General features: G+C 54.8%; 12 protein-coding genes and 1 pseudogene. 7 read left to right on the forward strand and 6 right to left on the reverse strand.

The features are described from left to right. Positions 1-136: 136 nt before the first annotated feature. On the reverse strand, positions 137-541 hold the full coding sequence (locus tag ACFFK0_RS23615) for a VOC family protein (RefSeq protein WP_377472836.1): 405 nt from the start codon (positions 539-541) through the stop codon (positions 137-139). A gap of 283 nt (positions 542-824) precedes the next feature. After that, on the reverse strand, positions 825-2,231 hold the full coding sequence (locus ACFFK0_RS23620; protein ID WP_377472837.1) for an MATE family efflux transporter: 1,407 nt from the start codon (positions 2,229-2,231) through the stop codon (positions 825-827). 500 nt (positions 2,232-2,731) lie between these two features. On the opposite strand from ACFFK0_RS23620, the gene ACFFK0_RS23625 reads away from it, so the two are divergent. Then, the gene (locus ACFFK0_RS23625; RefSeq protein WP_377472849.1) at positions 2,732-3,904 is read left to right on the forward strand and encodes a methyl-accepting chemotaxis protein; all 1,173 of its coding nucleotides are present in this window, start codon (positions 2,732-2,734) and stop codon (positions 3,902-3,904) included. A 120-nt stretch (positions 3,905-4,024) separates the two neighbouring features. Here ACFFK0_RS23625 and ACFFK0_RS23630 read toward each other — a convergent pair whose 3' ends face one another. The 4 genes from ACFFK0_RS23630 to ACFFK0_RS23645 are packed head-to-tail and all read right to left on the reverse strand — an operon-like array spanning position 4,025 to position 7,530. Continuing rightward, a complete protein-coding gene (locus ACFFK0_RS23630) occupies positions 4,025-4,870 on the reverse strand; it encodes an ABC transporter permease subunit (protein WP_377472838.1) in 846 nt (281 codons plus the stop codon). Then, on the reverse strand, positions 4,867-5,835 hold the full coding sequence (locus ACFFK0_RS23635; protein WP_377472839.1) for an ABC transporter ATP-binding protein: 969 nt from the start codon (positions 5,833-5,835) through the stop codon (positions 4,867-4,869). The genes ACFFK0_RS23630 and ACFFK0_RS23635 overlap by 4 nt, the downstream gene beginning before the upstream one ends. After that, entirely contained in the window at positions 5,832-7,004 is a 1,173-nt protein-coding gene (locus ACFFK0_RS23640; protein ID WP_377472840.1) for a hypothetical protein, read from the reverse strand. The genes ACFFK0_RS23635 and ACFFK0_RS23640 overlap by 4 nt, the downstream gene beginning before the upstream one ends. After that, positions 6,961-7,530 carry a sigma-70 family RNA polymerase sigma factor gene (locus ACFFK0_RS23645; protein ID WP_377472841.1) on the reverse strand — a complete coding sequence of 190 codons (570 nt, stop codon included), beginning with the start codon at positions 7,528-7,530 and terminating at the stop codon, positions 6,961-6,963. Before ACFFK0_RS23645 ends, ACFFK0_RS23640 begins: the two co-directional genes overlap by 44 nt. A 473-nt stretch (positions 7,531-8,003) precedes the next feature. Here ACFFK0_RS23645 and ACFFK0_RS23655 point away from each other — a divergent pair. The 6 genes and pseudogenes from ACFFK0_RS23655 to ACFFK0_RS23680 all read left to right on the forward strand — a co-directional run bounded on the left by ACFFK0_RS23655 (position 8,004) and on the right by ACFFK0_RS23680 (position 16,314). Further along, positions 8,004-9,381: pseudogene (locus tag ACFFK0_RS23655) on the forward strand (RICIN domain-containing protein). A gap of 119 nt (positions 9,382-9,500) precedes the next feature. Then, positions 9,501-10,436 (forward strand): carbohydrate ABC transporter permease, encoded by a 936-nt coding sequence (locus tag ACFFK0_RS23660; protein WP_377472850.1) that lies wholly within the window; start codon positions 9,501-9,503, stop codon positions 10,434-10,436. 27 nt (positions 10,437-10,463) lie between these two features. Beyond that, positions 10,464-11,303, forward strand: a complete 840-nt coding sequence (locus ACFFK0_RS23665) for a carbohydrate ABC transporter permease (protein WP_377472844.1) — start codon at positions 10,464-10,466, stop codon at positions 11,301-11,303. Between the two features lie 111 nt (positions 11,304-11,414). Further along, complete coding sequence (locus ACFFK0_RS23670; RefSeq protein ID WP_377472845.1) at positions 11,415-12,803, forward strand: ABC transporter substrate-binding protein; 1,389 nt, start codon at positions 11,415-11,417, stop codon at positions 12,801-12,803. An 82-nt stretch (positions 12,804-12,885) separates the two neighbouring features. Continuing rightward, positions 12,886-14,712, forward strand: coding sequence for a sensor histidine kinase (locus ACFFK0_RS23675; RefSeq protein ID WP_377472846.1), 1,827 nt, complete (start codon positions 12,886-12,888; stop codon positions 14,710-14,712). Further along, positions 14,713-16,314, forward strand: a complete 1,602-nt coding sequence (locus ACFFK0_RS23680) for a response regulator transcription factor (protein ID WP_377472847.1) — start codon at positions 14,713-14,715, stop codon at positions 16,312-16,314. Positions 16,315-16,525 lie beyond the last annotated feature (211 nt).

Here is a 16,525-nt window from a genome sequence, read left to right on the forward strand (position 1 = left end):
TTGTACAAAATGAAAAGAGGCTGCCCTCAGTCATCTACGATGACTTTTGGGACAGCCTCTTGACTTGTTCGTGAAAATTCTTGCATAATAGATGATAATGACCACAAATTGAGGTCTCACTCACTTCGACTGTTCATCAATGCCTAGCGCTGAACCGTTTAATCGCTTCCTCGGTCACCGGCGCGAAGAGATTAACCAGATTGCCGTCGGGATCGTGAAACAGCACAGCACGGTTCCCCCATGGCATCGTGGTTGGTTCCTTTACCCATTCGTCGACAAACGGCTTCAAGCGCTCGTATTCGGCATCGACATCGTGGACGCGGAACTCGAGGATGACAGTGTGATTGTTGGCCGCCATTGCGGAACCAGCGCCGAACAGTTGCACTGTCTGGGAGTGGCCGATCGCCAGGGTGCATGATGGCACAACGAATTCGGCAAAGACGGGCGCGGGGCGTTCCGCTGAAACACCCATGACTTTCTCATAGAACTTGACGAGACGATCCACGTCGTCGGTAATGATGCGTACAGAAGCAAAATGCATGTATTTCCCACTCCTTTATGTTACTTACTCCGATTATAAAAAAACGCTCCTGACAACAGTATGTCAGTAGCGTTTTTCATATTTTTTGGACTTGCTCCTGAATTCGACTTCGTAATGCCCCAGCACACGATATGGATGCCACTGCTGCGTTGCAGGCATCTTCTTGTCAGCAGATACATGTTTAGATTATGGGCTGGAGGAGAGATTGCTGCTGTTCATACGCACGAAATCATCGCAAAGTTTGAAATCGATTGGTTATGCACTCATATTAATGACAGTGCTCTCACTGTTCGTCGGTAGTCTCGACCAAACGATGCTTGTACCAGCGATCCCCACGGTATCTCCATAGAAAAACCGCTCCCCGAATGACCCACTCCAGCTGCATGGCGGCCCACACGCCCACTACGCCAAAATTCAAGGTAATGCCGAGAATATAACCGAGGATGACCCGGAACAGCCACATGCTCAGCATCGCCGAAACGGAGGTGAAGCGGGAATCCCCGGCGGCCCGAAGTGCACCCGGCAGCAGGAAGCTGGCCGGCCAGAGCGGAATTTGGACAATCGTATTAATCAGCGTAAGGAGAAAAAGCACCTGCATGATCTCGCCCGGCGGATGAAACAAGCCGACCAGCGGACGATAGAAAGGGATAAGCAAGAGCCCCGTTGCAAGCAAGGAGCCGGATGCTAGCCACATGAACGTTCTCGTAAATTTGCGGGCATCCTGAATATTTCGGCTGCCGATGCATTGACCGACGACCGTGACGAGCGCAGTCGATAACGCGATGGCGGGAACCTGCAAAATCATCGCCAGAACGCCGCCGATCGCGTTCGCTGCAATCGCATAGGTGCCCAAGCTGACGATGTAGATTTGGGTCAGCATTTTGCCCCCGTTGAAGAATACTTGCTCCGCGGCGAAAGGCAGTCCGATGTACAAGATTTTCTTAAGCATGGAGAAATTCCAGTGCACGAAGTCTTTCAGCCGCAGCCGCAGGCTAGCGTCCATGCGCAATATGTAATACAAGGCGCAAGCCGCCGCCAAGTAACGGGATATATTAACGGCGATAGTGAGGCCCAGAACGCCCATGTCCAAGATGTTGAGGAAGAGCACGTTCAACAGCACGTTGGTGACGTTCAGAATTAAGGACAAGCCGAGTGTCACCCTCGTCCTGCCGATTCCCCGCAGCGCACCGCTGATCGCCTCCTTGAACGCGATGCCGAGGAAGGACAGCCCGCTCCCGACGAGGTAGGTGCCGGCCAGCGAGAACACCTCCGGCTCCGCCGATCCGAACAGAAGCTTCAATAACGGATGGTAGAAGACGAGGACGATCAAGCTAAGCGCCGCCGCCGCCAAAGTCACGGCGGACACCGACGCGGCCGCTGCCTTGGACACCATCCGGTCGTTTCCGCCGCCCTTATACTGCGCAACGACGACCGTACCGCCCGTCGCCAAGGCGACGAAAATTTGGACCAGCAAAATATTCAGAGAATCGACCATGCTGACGGCGCTGATCGCCGCAACACCCGACGAGCTGATCATGGCGGTATTGACAAGGCTTAATCCGAACAGGAAGGCCTGGTCAATCAGAATCGGAACAAACAGCGCGATGACTTGACGGTAATCGATCGATTCCCCCGTTAAATATTTGTTGAGTACAGCATGACTGCGAGATCGAAGCGTCTGGGGAAGCATATGAGGTCACGTCCTATCTGATGTTGATAATAATGTCTGTGTCTGTATCCTCTTATCCAACTTTACCATACAACGGGGAATCGGTGTCTACCAAAATGAGGCATAAATCATACGTCTCGAAAATCAGCCTCTTTTTATCGAATTTAGAAGGATTCATAAATTTGTAAAACGAACATCATTACAAAAAGCAAAAACAACAAAAGGAGCACATTAGTATGAGCACAAATTATCTTCAGGAAATATATTTTCGAAGGAATAAGCTGCTTGCCGTATTTTTTTGGATATTTGCGTTGGTTCCGGGGCTTTATCCTGCGCTCGGGGGAGATTTCGAGATACTTAAATCCTCAACGCTTTTGATGGCTGTTCTTGGGGGGATTATCACAATCCTTACCCTTTTCAAACGACTATCGCAAATTACGCCTTATCTGATCATTGTCATTTTCGTTGCATTCGATATTTTCCTTATCTTCGTGCAAGGAAGATGGGACCCATTGCTTTCCGTGAAGTTCGTTATCCTGATGACGTTATATCCGTACTATTTGCCTGCAGCCGTCACTGCTTCTTCCTTATTTTTGGTAGCCGTGATCTCGTCGAAAGGCTCCGTGTTATCGCCAGCGCATTTTTTAGAAAGCGGAATGTTTTCCTATATGATGATTAGCGCCGTTTGCATTACGCTGATCCAAATTGTCGGCAAAATGCTCAAGGATGTCACTGCGCGCGGACGTGAAGTTTATGAAGCCCAGCAGAAGTCGGAGCAGCTGCTTGAAGAGATCCGCAAGGCGCTGGCAACGCTCAACGAGTTTAACTCGGGTCTGCAGGAGAAGGTTGCGGTAACGGAAAAAATTACGAATGAGGTTAACGCAAGCTTCAATGAAGTTGCGCTCGGGATCGAATCGCAGGCGTCCAGCGTGTCCGACATTAACGAGCTCATGCTGAAATCGAATGCTAGCATTCAAGAGGTGGCCCGCAGCTCAATGATGATGAGAGAGCTTTCCTCGCATACACAGGAAATTACGGCTCAGGGGAATGAGCAAATCATCGAACTCAGCGACAGCATCGCTACCGCCAATACGGTGATTAACGTTGTTGTTGATGAAATGGAGCAGCTTAACGAGCAGAACAGTGAAATCGGTACGATATTAGCCGCGATCAACGATATGGCGAATCAAACGAACCTGCTTGCCTTGAATGCCGCCATAGAGGCGGCACGGGCCGGGGAGCACGGGCGCGGCTTTGCGGTCGTATCCTCCGAGGTGCGTAAGCTGGCGGAAAATTCCTCGAAATCGGCGGCCCAAATTACGGAAATTTTGAACAGCATTCGTGAGCGTACCGAAAGATTAACCGGACAAGTCGCACAAGGGAAAGCTTCTCTGGAGCAAAGCCGGGAAGCGGCGCATCGGTCGGCGGCGATGTTCGAACGCATTGCTCAGAATACGAATCAGGTCGTATCGCAGGCGAAGGAAGTCGAAGGCAAGACGGCGGATATCGGACGCTCCTCCGGTCAAATCGTGACGGAGGTCACTACGATCTCCGGGGTTACCGAGCAGTCCAGTGCAGCGGCCGAGCAAATACTGTCCAATATGAAGCAGCAAGCGCATATGGTCGGCCAAATTGTGGACAGCTTTAAATCGTTGGAGAAGCTGATCGATGAATTGAACGCGAAGGCGAAGTAATGAAGAGGCAAAGCCTAGTGTCGGGAGCAGTTAACGATGTAGATAACACAGCGGCAGCTTTTGGACTTGTTTCCCGTCCGAAGCTGCCGCAGTCTCTTTTCAATGGTAAAGAGTCAAGCTCTACAAATCCTTCCGGCTAAACGCACGGCATCCCAGCCAGAGCATAACCGCCGCATACCCCACCGTGTACAGGAGGAAAGCATTCGAAGGAACGCTCGGCACGGAGAACGGCCCCAAATCGGTAATAGCTAGTCCCGCCCAATCCGCTCCCCCCAGCAGCTCGAAGAGGCTTCTGCGGTAAACCGTGTCCGTGGGCAGGAGCAGTCCTGTCAGAAAGACGAATTTTTCCACTGCCGGATGGCTCCCCCCATAGCTCGATACCCCTTCGACCAGCCCGCTGAAGAGAGCAAGCCCGTACAGCAGGGCGGCACAGATCCCGTTCCCCAGCATCGGCAAATAGACGGAGCCCAGCATCGTTATGGTGAGGAGAAGGAGCGGCATCCATAGGAACAGCGCAAGGCCTCGCAGCAGCTCCTCAGCCAGTAGGGGAAGTCCGGCCAAGCTATGGATGGTCCAAACCACAGAAACGAACAGAACTGCGCTGTATACGGCGATCCAGACGGCATGGCCCAGCCACTTGGCCAAATAAAGCTTCCAGCGTGGGATGGGGCGGGCGGCAACCGCCAGCAGCAGCCCGCTCTCCTGTTCGCCTGTAATCGTCCCCATTGCCGTGAAAAGTACGAAGAAGGACGCCAGAAATTGTGCGAAAAAAAGCCCCAGCACCATCAGCACCATACTGCTCAAAAGCCGGTTGGCGGGGGAACCCTGGTTTTCCCCGGTCATGTTGGCGATCCCCCAAGCCCCGAAGGCGAACAGGAGCAGAAAGACGAGCGTCAGTATAAGCGTGACGAGGAACACCCGCTTGCGGGTCAGCTCCTTGAAAGTGGCGGAGATGTATAAAGTCATTGCGGAACACCTTCTTTGCGGGATTGGGCCATCCGGAGGAACCAGGTCTCCAGGCTGTTCGGCTCGGGGCCGGATTCATAGAGCGTCAGGCCGCTCCGGACGAACAGTGAGCATAGGTAGCCGGCTTGTTCCCGGTCGGTCAGACGGGCGGACAGGAGGGCATTGCCGCTGTCATCGGCCTCAACCAGACGCAGCAGAGCCGAGAGGTCGATGACAGCGGCATCGTTCAGCTCCGCCCAGGTGTCCGGGAGCCAGCCGCCGAGCCGGAAGCGCCAGTTGGCACCGCTGCCGCTGAGCAGCTTGTGCAGAGGACCCGACGCCAGCAGCTCGCCTTCGAACAGAAAGGCGGCTTCATCGCACAGCTCCTCCACATCCTCAAGCAGATGGGTATTCAGGAAAATCGTCACGCCTCTTGCCCGGAGCTGCTTCAGGAGGCTGCGGATCTCATAGCGGCCGACGGGATCCAGAGCCGAAGCGGGTTCATCCAGGATCAGCAGTTCGGGCTCCAGCAGCAGGGCGGAAGCCAGGCCGAGGCGCTGCTGCATACCTTTGGAGAAGCCGCCGATCCGACGTTCCGCGGCTTCGGACAGGCCGACCAGCTCCAGGGTGTCCCGGATCCGGCTGCGAAAGGCGGGCGCCCGCGTTTCCTGAGGGCGCAGTCCGCCCAGCTGACCATGCAAGCGGAGCACCTCCGCCGGGGTCAGCCAATCCTGAAAGCGAAACAGCTCGGGCAAATACCCGAGCTTACGCCTTGCCTCCGGCCGGCCCAGGGGCTGTCCCAGGACGGAGGCCCGCCCGGAATCGGGGCGGTGGAGGCCGGCTAGCATTTTGATGAAGGTGCTTTTGCCGGCGCCGTTAGGGCCCAGCAGGCCGAAGATGCAGCCTTCGGGCACCTGCAGGGTGATGCCGCGGCAGCCGCCGCGGCCATTGTAGGTCTTGGTCAATTCCGCCGTATCGATCATCATGGCCGGACAAGCTCCTCGGCGGCCTGCAAGAAGGAGGCTTCCGTAGGGAAATCCTTCGTATCGCCGCTTAGCAAGCCTATCCGGTCCCCGTCGATCCAGAACAGAATGCGTTTCTTGTCGTTCGCGGTCATGACCGCATCATGTCCGCCCAGCAGGAGGCTCTTGCTGACGCCGTCTTTGACCGGAACGGGCAGGGTGGTTTGCCAATCGCCGATGGCGGCCAGCTTGGTCCGCAGGCTGTCCGGCAGCACCGGCAGTCCCAGCACGGCCTCGCGGACGGTCGCTACATCAATGCCGCCCTCCACAGTCAGCTCCGGCTTGCCGTATTGGAGCAGCCGCACCGGCTTGCCCGCCAAGGTGCCTTCCGTGGTGACGCCGTCCGGGATGTGCAGCCGGATCGCCTTTCCGTCCGCTTCGGCGGGCAAGGTGGTTGTGCTGCCCAATCGGGTGAGCAGCCGGTTGACCGCCGTCACATTCAGGTTGAAGGTCAATGTGGAAGCCGGCTGGTAGGAGGGGGCCGAAGGGTTCACCGGCTGGAGCAGGGGGGCGCCCATCCGTTGTTCCGCTTCGTTCCAGGTCAAGTTTAGAGACTTCCCGCCGCCGGTTTGAGTCAAGGTGCCGTATTGGGCCAGGTTAAAGCTCCGGTCACCGTCGGGCGAGCCGTTTTCAAGCAGGTTAGAGATGTTCGTCATATCATCCGCTGTCATTCCGACTCCGACAAGGTGCTGAATGCGGAATGTTTGCTTCATGGCGGCCAGCGCCCTGTCCCCCAGAGGGGAGGCAAACAGGCCGACGATCATCACCGCTGCGGCAGCTCCGGCGCTCAGTCTCCGCAGCCTGCGTGCGAAAGGTCTCTCCGTCCGCCAACTGCCATTCGCCCCGGTAGTCGCTGCCGCGTTTACGGCCCCCGGCGCCCCGACAGCCGAGGACCCATGTGCCGCCTTGTATGCTTCCGTCTGTTTCATCTCCACTACACCATCCTTCTCGTGAATAAATCGATTTTGTTCCAATCGCGGCTCGATCTCGATGTCGTCCGAACGCCGGCCTTCCTCCGCTTGCAACCAGAACGCCGAAACCGGCTCCCGGGACGCCAGCTTCTCGAACCGGTTCCAAGCCCGATCCGTGTCAAATACCGGATCCTTGCCGGTCCGCTTCACTTCGTCTGCCATCGCGCTGTTCCTCCTCTTGCCCGTATTTCTTCTTCAGCCGCTCCTCCGCCCGGGCCAGCAGCGTGCCGACGATCTTCGGGTTAACCTCCAGCCGGAGAGCTATCTCCTCGTAGCTGTATCCTTCCTCCCGAAGCATTAAGGCGGTCCGGTCCCGGTCCGAGAGCTTTTGCAGTACCCGGCGGACCACGTCGATTTCCCATTCGCGAATGACCTCCGACTCTCCCGAAGGAGCGGCGCCTTCCGACCAAGCCGCCACGCGGGCGGTTTCCTTATCCAACAACGCCTTGCCCGACGACCGTTGTCTCAAATAATCGTAGCCGACCCGGGTCAGCACCCGGTGCAGCCAAGCGCCGACAGCCTCCAGCCGCTCCGGCGGGCTCCGGTACAGCCGCAGGAACACCTCTTGGGCCAAATCCTCCGCCGCCGCATAATCGCCGGTCAACGCATAGAGCTTCCGCGCCACCCCGGGGTAATGCTCCCGGAACAAGCGCTGGAACAGCTCGGGTATTTGTGCGCCTTCCTCCATGTTGCTGCCGTCCCCCTTTACGCATATTAGACGAATCCCGGATCGGTTTTGTAGCAGGGTAATAAGAAAAAACAGCGATGGTAAGTAGTGGGTACAGCTTTCATTTATTTCTTACAGGCTGTGTACAGGAGAAGAGGAATATACTCGAACCGTTTGCTGACGCTGGACGTGCAGTTGCGTCGCGGACAAGACGCAGACAAAACGGGCCGGAGGCGGACAGTCAAAATAACGTTACAAACCGTAAAATTCACGGCAAATCAAAGCGGTGGATTGGTAATATAATACATTTGTAAGCCCTTACATAAAAACGCGGCCGACTCAACGCATCCGGACAATGTAAGGGCTGAACCGAACAGCAAAGGCGGTGATGCCTCAAGCGCAAACAAAGGAGCAGGCTTTACGTCTCATCGGAAGTCGCTTCATCGGAGAAACTCACGAGATGAATCCATGAGGAGGTACGAATGATGAGGAAAATGAAGCTTTGGATCGCGACCCTCGTCTGCCTGGCGCTGATGTGCGCACTACTGAGCGAAGGCACGCTGCTGGCGGCATCCCAGACGTTGACCAACGGGCTGCAGTTCAAGGACACGTCCGGCAATGTCGTTCATGCGCACGGCGGCGGCATGTTAAAGGTAGGGAACTATTATTATTGGTTCGGGGAAAATCGGACGGACGACGGAAAATTTAACGGCGTGTCCTGCTACCGGTCGACGGATTTGGTCCATTGGGAATTTCGGAATTTGATCCTGACGAAGGACTCCGCGCAAGTACGTTCTTTGGGCGCATAAGGAAAACGGCGTCGATTACGGTGAGGCTCGGGTCGCCGTCGCCTCTTCAAGCACGGTGGACGGCGACTATACGTATCATGGCAGCTTCCGTCCGTTAGGCTACGATTCCCGCGATATGACGGTTTATAACGATAACGGCACGGCCTATTTGATCTCTGCGACAAGAGTGAATGCGGATTTGAATGTGTATAAGCTGACGCCCGATTTCCTTAGTGTCGACTCCTTGGTCGCGACGCTATGGCCGGGGCAGTACCGGGAAGCGCCGGCCGTATTTAAGCGAAACGGCGTATACTTTCTCGTCACTTCCGGCGCGACCGGCTGGACGCCGAACCAGCAGAAGTACGCCACGTCGACGAGCATGACCGGGACATGGAGTGCACTCGCGAATGTTGGCGACGCACGTACGTACGATTCGCAAACGGCGTATGTCATTCCGGTGGAAGGCAGCAGCACGACTTCGTATTTATATTTGGGCGACCAGTGGGCCGGAGCGTGGGGCGGCAAAGTGATGGAATCGAAGTACGTCTGGCTGCCGCTCACGTTTCCAACGAACACAACGATGAGCATGGCGTGGTGGGATCAAGTATCGATCGATACGGCGACCGGCACGGTCAGCGGGAGCAATGCTCCGATCGACAGCGCCTCCTTCTATCGGTTGGTGAACCGGAAAAGCGGCAAGGTGCTGTGGCCGACAGGAGGATCTGCAGCGAATGGTGCAGATATCGAGCAAAATCCCGATACGGGCTTAGCGAGTCAAGATTGGCAATTCGTCAGCGCAGGAAACGGTTACTACAAAATCAAAAACCGCAGCAGCGGTAAAGTGCTGGGCCCGACGAACGGTTCCACGGAGGACGGTGCAATTGTCGAACAGTATGATGACGGCGGGTGGACCAGCCAGCATTGGCAGCTGGTGCGCCACGGCGCTTTCTATAAAATCATCAACCGGAACAGCGGCAAACTGCTCGAAATTTTAGGAGAATCGAATGCCGACGGAGCGGACGCCGATCAATGGCCCGATAACGGCAAGGTTCATCAGCACTGGCAAATTGTGATTCCGAACTAACGGGTCGAAAAGTAAAAATAACAATGAATATGATCAAAATACCGTCAAAGCTTGCGACGGTATTTTTTTTATAATAAAAACAAAAGTTCAAGAACAACGAGGTGAGCCGTATGAACTCCATGACCAAATCGATGCCTGCCGCAAACGATGCGCCTGCCGCACGCAAACGGCGCAGCTCGCTGCAAAGAGGCGAAACGCTGGCCGGTATTATTTTCGTAAGTCCGATGCTGCTCGGGGTAACCGTACTCGTCCTGCTGCCGATTCTCGCTACGCTCGTGCTAAGCTTCGCCGACTGGAATTTTGTGGCGGGCTTCAAGGGAGTGAAGTGGGTCGGGCTGGACAACTTCCAGAAGCTGCTTAAGGATCCGATCTTCCTCAAATCCGTTCGCAACAACTTGCTGTTTCTGTTCGTCGTGCCGATCTACATGATGATTTCCATGGTACTTGCCGTCATTATCGATCGTTTTGTTTATATGAAAGGATTCTTCAAGGTCGCGTATTTTATGCCGTACATTTCAAATATCGTCGCGGTTGCCGTCGTCTGGCAAGTTCTGTTCGAGCCTACGTACGGTCCGATCAACGAGTTCCTGAAGTCGATCGGCATTGCGAATCCGCCCAAATGGATCGCCGACCCGAATTTCGCATTAATCTCGATTATGATGATTACGGTCTGGATTTCCATCGGCTTCAACCTGATCGTCTATATCGCCGCTTTGCAGTCGATCCCGAAAGATTTGTACGAGGCTGCCGACATCGACGGCGCAAACAATTGGATGAAGTTCCGCAGCATTACGTTCCCGATGCTGTCGTCGACCTCGTTCTTCCTGCTCGTCACCGGCATCATCTCCACCTTCAAGGCGTTCGACGTGATCGCGGTGCTGACGCAAGGGGGGCCGATCGGCTCGACGACGATGATGGTATGGTACTTATACGATACCGCTTTCCAGAATTTGAAGATCGGCTATGCTTCTTCGATCGCAACGATGCTGTTCCTGTTCGTCCTTGCGATTACGGGGATTCAATGGTTCGCCCAGAAGAAATGGGTTAATTACTAAAATTACGAAAGAGAGGAGACCGCATATATGGAGCAGCGCGCAACCTTCCGTCTTGGCAAAGCCCTCATTACCGCAGTCATGTTTGCTGTCAGCATCTTGTTTCTGCTGCCTTTTATCTGGATGCTCGTGTCCTCCTTCAAGGTGGAGTCCGACGTATTTACGTATCCGATCGAATGGATTCCAAAGACGTGGCATGCGGTCGAAAACTACAAGCAGGTTTGGTTCGGCGACTATCCGTTCTACCTGTACTATTGGAATTCGATCAAGGTCAGCGTAGCGACGACGTTCATCTCGTGTATAACGTCCGCGATGGCGGCATACGGCTTCTCGAAGGTCAATTTTAAGGCGGGAAAATGGCTGTTCTTCATCGTCCTCGCAACGTACATGATTCCGCATCAGGCGGCGCTCGTACCGCAGTTTATTTTGTACCGTCAGATCGGGCTGTTCGACAGCCATTTCGGCCTCATCGTTCTCAGCAGCTTCAGCGTACTCGGCACGTTCATGCTGCGGCAGTTTTTCATGGGCTTGCATCAGGACTTTATCGAATCGGCGAAGATCGACGGAGCGGGACATGGCCGGATATTCGTATCGATCGCCCTCCCGCTCGTGAAGCCTGCCGTCGCCACCTATGCGATCCTGCGGTTTATCTGGACTTGGAACGATTATCAGAACCCGCTGATCTTCCTGCGCTCCGACAAGCTGTTTACGATTACGCTCGGCATGCAAAAGTTCACGTCGATGAGCGGACAGTTCTATTCGTTAATTATGGCCGGCGCCGTGTCCGCCATCATCGTTCTGCTAGTCGTCTTTATTATCGGACAGAAGAGCGTCATCGAAGGGATTGCTATCGGCGGCGTCAAAGGCTAGAATGTCAAAATAGTGCGAAATGAAGTCAATAAAGTGTCATACGGCGGCAATCGGAAGCTCTTATAATTCAACTTAGCAACATATAAAGCTCACATAAACGGAGGGTTCAAGATGAAAAAGAAAATGTGGTCGAGCGTGGCGGCATCGGGTCTTGTTCTGAGTGTGTTGGCAGGCTGCGGTACGGCGGAGACAGGCACGTCGAATCAGCCTGCTGCGGGCGGCAGCGGTCAGGCGGCCGGCAGTGCGCCGGTGGAGATCAAGCTTCACACGTACGGCACCGAAGCGACCTACAATTGGAAGAAGACCATTGATGGCTTCCAGCAAAAGTTCCCTAACATCAAGGTAAGTGTCGTAGAACTTAGCGCTAAGGGCGATACGCAGGAAGCCGGTAAGAAGCTTGACCTGGCGGTTGCATCGGGCGAAGCTCTCGACGTGATCATGTTCAGCGACCCGGCTGGCTACGCGCAGCGTGTCGGACTTGGCATGGCCGAGCCGCTCGATGCGTTCATCGCCAAAGACGGCGGCTACAAGGTCGAAGAGGAATATAAGGTCGACACTCGACTGAACGGTAAGGTGTATGCGCTTCCGGGCAAGTTCAATCCGTGGTACGTGCTGTTGAACAAGGATATGCTCGATCAGGCGGGTCTGCAGGTGCCGAAGGACTGGACATGGGATCAGTTTGCGGATTATGCGAAGAAGCTGACCAAGGGCGAAGGCGCGAACAAAGTGTACGGTACGTATTTCCATGGTCCGCAGAACGGCGGCTGGATGGAATATATGAAGCTCGCCATGGTCAATCAGCTGGATAACTCCGAATTCCTGAAGGCGGACGGCACGTCCAATATGGAAGATCCGAACTTCAAGAAGACGCTGGAGCTGCGCTGGAAGATGGAGAAGGAAGACAAGACGGCGTTCCCGTACGAGAGCGTCATCTCGCAGAAGCCGGCTTACCGCAACATGCTGTTCAACCAGAAGACTGCGATGCTAATGATCGGCAGCTGGATGAACACGGAAATCGGCGGCACCGATCAAACTCCGCTGAACTTTAATATAGCCGTAGCGCCGATTCCGAAGAACAACGCCTCCGACAACGGCGGCTATACGCCGGTAACGACAGACTTTGTCGCTGTGGCCGCCTCTTCGAAGCATAAGGAAGAAGCGTATAAATTCGTTCGCTGGTATACGACGGAAGGCCAGATGGTACAAGGCAAGAACGTGCCTTCCTGGAGCAAGGTCAGCAACGACGATCTGGGCAAAATCATCGATACGATTCTAAGCGGAACGAAATCGCCGGATAAGGTGGACAAAGCTTCGCTGATCAGCACGCTGGCAGCGTCCAAAGCGTCCAAGCTGATTCCTCCGGTAGCGTACCAGAATGAAGTCTATAAAGCCGTCAACGAGGAATTCGAAAAGTTCATCTTCGCGAAGCAGGATCTGAATGCAACGGTGAAGGGCACGCATGAGCGCGTACAGCAAATTATTGCTTCGAACAAAAAGTAATATGGTATAATGGCAGCAATGAACAAAAGGGCGCAGCTTACCACTGCCCCTTTTGTTGCATTTTGAGAGGGGGCCGCGCAACATGCTGAACCGACTTCGGGAATATTTCACCTTCCGCTCCTTCCGCCATAAGCTGATGTTCGCTTCCATCGTTTGCATCGTGCTGCCGTCTGTGCTGTCATTTTCCATCTACAATTATTTGACGGAGGGCGCGGTACGGAAGCAAGCGGTCTACAACTCGCAAGAGTCGCTCAAGCTGGTCGACGGATATGTGGCCAATTTACTCAAGTCAATGCTGAATATCGCGAATATGATCCAGATGGATTCCGATATGAATTCGTATTTTAAGCAGCGTGTATACGGGCAGGCTCAGAAGTGGGATTCGTATACGCGCTTTACCGCCGAAGACCGAGTCAGAAAACAGCTGGTAAGCTTGGCATACGCAGGCATATGGGGACGCGAATCCCGTAACTCGTATGTGACGGTGCTGCTGAATGACGGTACGTACTTTACGAGCTATCCGACGGACGAGTATGATCCGCTGGATTTGACGAAGGAGCCCTGGTTTACGGAGCTGCAGAGTTTGCGCGGGTTCCAGTCGCATTGGATATCAAGTACCCCTACGTTGTTTGCCTCCGAGAAGAAGTCGAATCCGTATCAAATTTCCGTCGTTCGCACGCTTCGGGGCGACGCCTCGGACATCTACGGCATTGTGATCGTCACGATTATGGAAAATCAAGTGAATCAAATGTTCGAACGCCTTGTTCAGAAGGAAGAGGTCATGATGGTCGACGGTTCGAACCGGATTATATCGCACCGGGATTCGTCCAAGATCGGACAAACCGTATCCTTCCTGAACAATCATGAGCCTCGCGCAGCCTCCGAGATCATACCGATTGAGCATGAAAATTATTTGGTGACCGAGCTGCCCACCCAGTTCGCCGGCTGGAAGCTCGTATCCATGCAGCCATATGAAAGCGCCATCGTGGATATCAATTCGATCTTTACGAAAGTGTTTGTGTTCCAGCTTGCTTCGTTTCTGATGTTCCTGCTGCTGCTGATCTACTTGATGCGCAAATTCACGATCCCTCTTGTCCGGCTCGGCAAGGTCGCTGCAACGGTACAGCGCGGCAATCTCGACGTACGGTCGAACATTCGGGGGCCGGATGAGATCGGCCGGCTCGGCTATTCGTTCGATCAAATGCTGGATAAAGTGAAGGAAATGATCCTGGAGGTGTCGGCGACGCAGGCGCGCAAGCGGAAGGCGGAGCTGGCGATGCTGCAGGCGCAGATCAGCCCGCACTTCTTATTCAATGTGCTGAATTCGATCCGCATGAAAATTATGTACCGCGGCGATCACGAAAGCGCGGAGATGGTCGGCTCGCTATCGAAGCTTCTGCGCATGACGATCAGTCAGGACAAGAACGACATCCCGCTGCATGAAGAGATCGAGCTCGTTACCGACTATATGAAGCTGATGAATATGCGGCAGAAGGAGAAGGCCGAGCTTCAGGTCGCCGTTGCGGCAGAGGCGCTGCTCGTAAAGGTTCCGCGCTTTTGCCTGCAGCCGCTGATCGAGAACGCGATCATTCACGGGCTCAACCGGCGCGCAGGCACGATAAGGGTGGAAGCGGATATGGGAGAGCGTGTGCTGCAGCTGTCCGTCAAAGACAGCGGCACCGGGATGAATGCCGAAGAGCTCGAAGCGCTGCGGCTGAAGATCGTGACTGCGCAATCGGACGAAAACGAGGCTCGGAAGGAGCATGGCGGATATTTTTCCGGAATCGGCCTTGCCAACGTGTACGAACGGATGAAGATGACGTTCGGAGAGGCGTTCCGGATGCATATTCAAAGCGCAGAGGGAGAAGGAACGGCAATCATCATGTCCATACCGCGGGAGGAAGCTTAAATGTACAATGTGATGCTGGTGGACGACGATTTTCCGGTGCTGGAGCTGCTGTCCGAGGCCATCGATTGGGAGCGTCTCGGCCTGCGGCTGGTCGGCGCGCACGAGAACGGGCTGAACGCCTGGGAGCAAGCGCAGCGGCAGATGCCGGACATTCTGATCACCGATATCGGGATGCCGAGGATGGACGGCTTGGAGCTGATTGCCCGAATCAGAGAGCGGAAAGCGAACGTACGAATGGCCATTTTGTCGTGCCACAGTGAATTTCAATATGCGCAGCAGGCGATGCGGCTGAACGTGCAGGATTACCTGCTCAAGGACGCGTTGAATCCGGCCGAGCTGGAGCGGCTTTTAGCCCAGTTCAAGAGCAGTCTCGATCAGGAGCGCCAGTCGAGCTGGCAGCAATCGCAAATGCAGCAGCTTGTGCAGGGAACGAAGGAGCTGCAGATTGAGAAATGGGTGCGCAACCTGATTCAACAGCCGCTTCTGTCGCCGGAGCAAATGAAGCATGAGGCGCAAGCTCTCGGCCTGCTGCGGGAAGGGGAGGCGTGCCTGCCGGCGGTCGGCTTCATCGAGAACTACAGACAGGCCAAGCTGCGTTTTCAATCCGACCAAACGCTGCGTTTCGCCGTGCTGAATGTCATCGAAGAAGTGCTGCAGAGCGCTCCGGTTCAAGGGCTGAAGGTCGGCTACGACGTGAAGGAGACGTTCCTGCTGTTTACGTACAAGCCGAGCTTGAAAACGAACATTTACGATCAGGCCGCACAAAGCTTGAAGGCTGTACAGGCTGCGCTGAACAGCGCTTTGAAGCTGCAGATGTCGTTCATTATGGAGGAAAGCTCCGCATCGCTCGAGCAGCTCAAGCAGCGGCTTGCCAGCTTGAAGGACAGCGCCCACCAGCGGTTTTACTTGAAGGAAGGCAGCGTTGTGAAACGGCAAGCTCCGGTCAAACGCAGCGGCGATTTGTTTTCCTATTACGATCAAGCGAGCGGCGATTTCCGGGAGGTGCTGCTGAGCAAACAGCCGGAGGCGATCGATGCCGTCGTCGAGCAGTGGGCGGGCGTCGTACAATCCGATGAGTTTGCGCCGGAAGCGGTGAAGGACTGGGTGCTTAAGCTGCTGCTCGATCTTCGGCTCAAGCTGCAGTCGCTGCAGCTGCTGCGGCCGGGCTTGTCCGCGGAGACGCTGCACAAGGAGATCGTCAATATCGACTCGCTGGCCCAGCTGAAGCTGTGGCTCGCCGAGCATATGAAAGCGCTGGTCACGTTAGCGGGGAAGGGTGCCGGGACGACGGTGCGGTCGGAGGTCATGGAGGCGTGCCAGTACGTATCGCTGCATCTCGACCGCCGGATCTCCCTTGAAGAAGTGGCCGAGAGCCTGCATTTGAACCCGAGCTATTTCAGCCGATTGTTCAAGAAGGAGACGGGCGAAAGCTTCATCGAATACGTGACCCGCATGAAGATGGAACGGGCGAAGGAGCTGCTGGATCAGACGGGGCATTCGGTGGGGCGAATATGCGAGGAGCTGGGCTACGACAATCAAAGCTATTTTATTAAAATTTTTAAAGCGCATACCGGCGTAACGCCGGCCGAATATCGCGGGTGAAGGCGGCGGCGATTCGGTCAAAATCGAACTAAAAGAGATCAATATAATGGTATTGAACAGCGGCGCCATTCCTTTACAATGAAAGAAAGCAAAGGGAGAGGGGCTCCTGGTCGATGTCGATGCTGATGACGAAAGAGCAGATCATAGCCAATTTAGGGCTTGCTGAAAAATCAAAAAATCCTTATCTCACAAGGGTTTAGAGGCACTTTTG

This window comes from Paenibacillus chartarius (assembly GCF_042432825.1).
Taxonomy (GTDB): Bacteria; Bacillota; Bacilli; order Paenibacillales; family NBRC-103111; genus Gordoniibacillus; species Gordoniibacillus chartarius.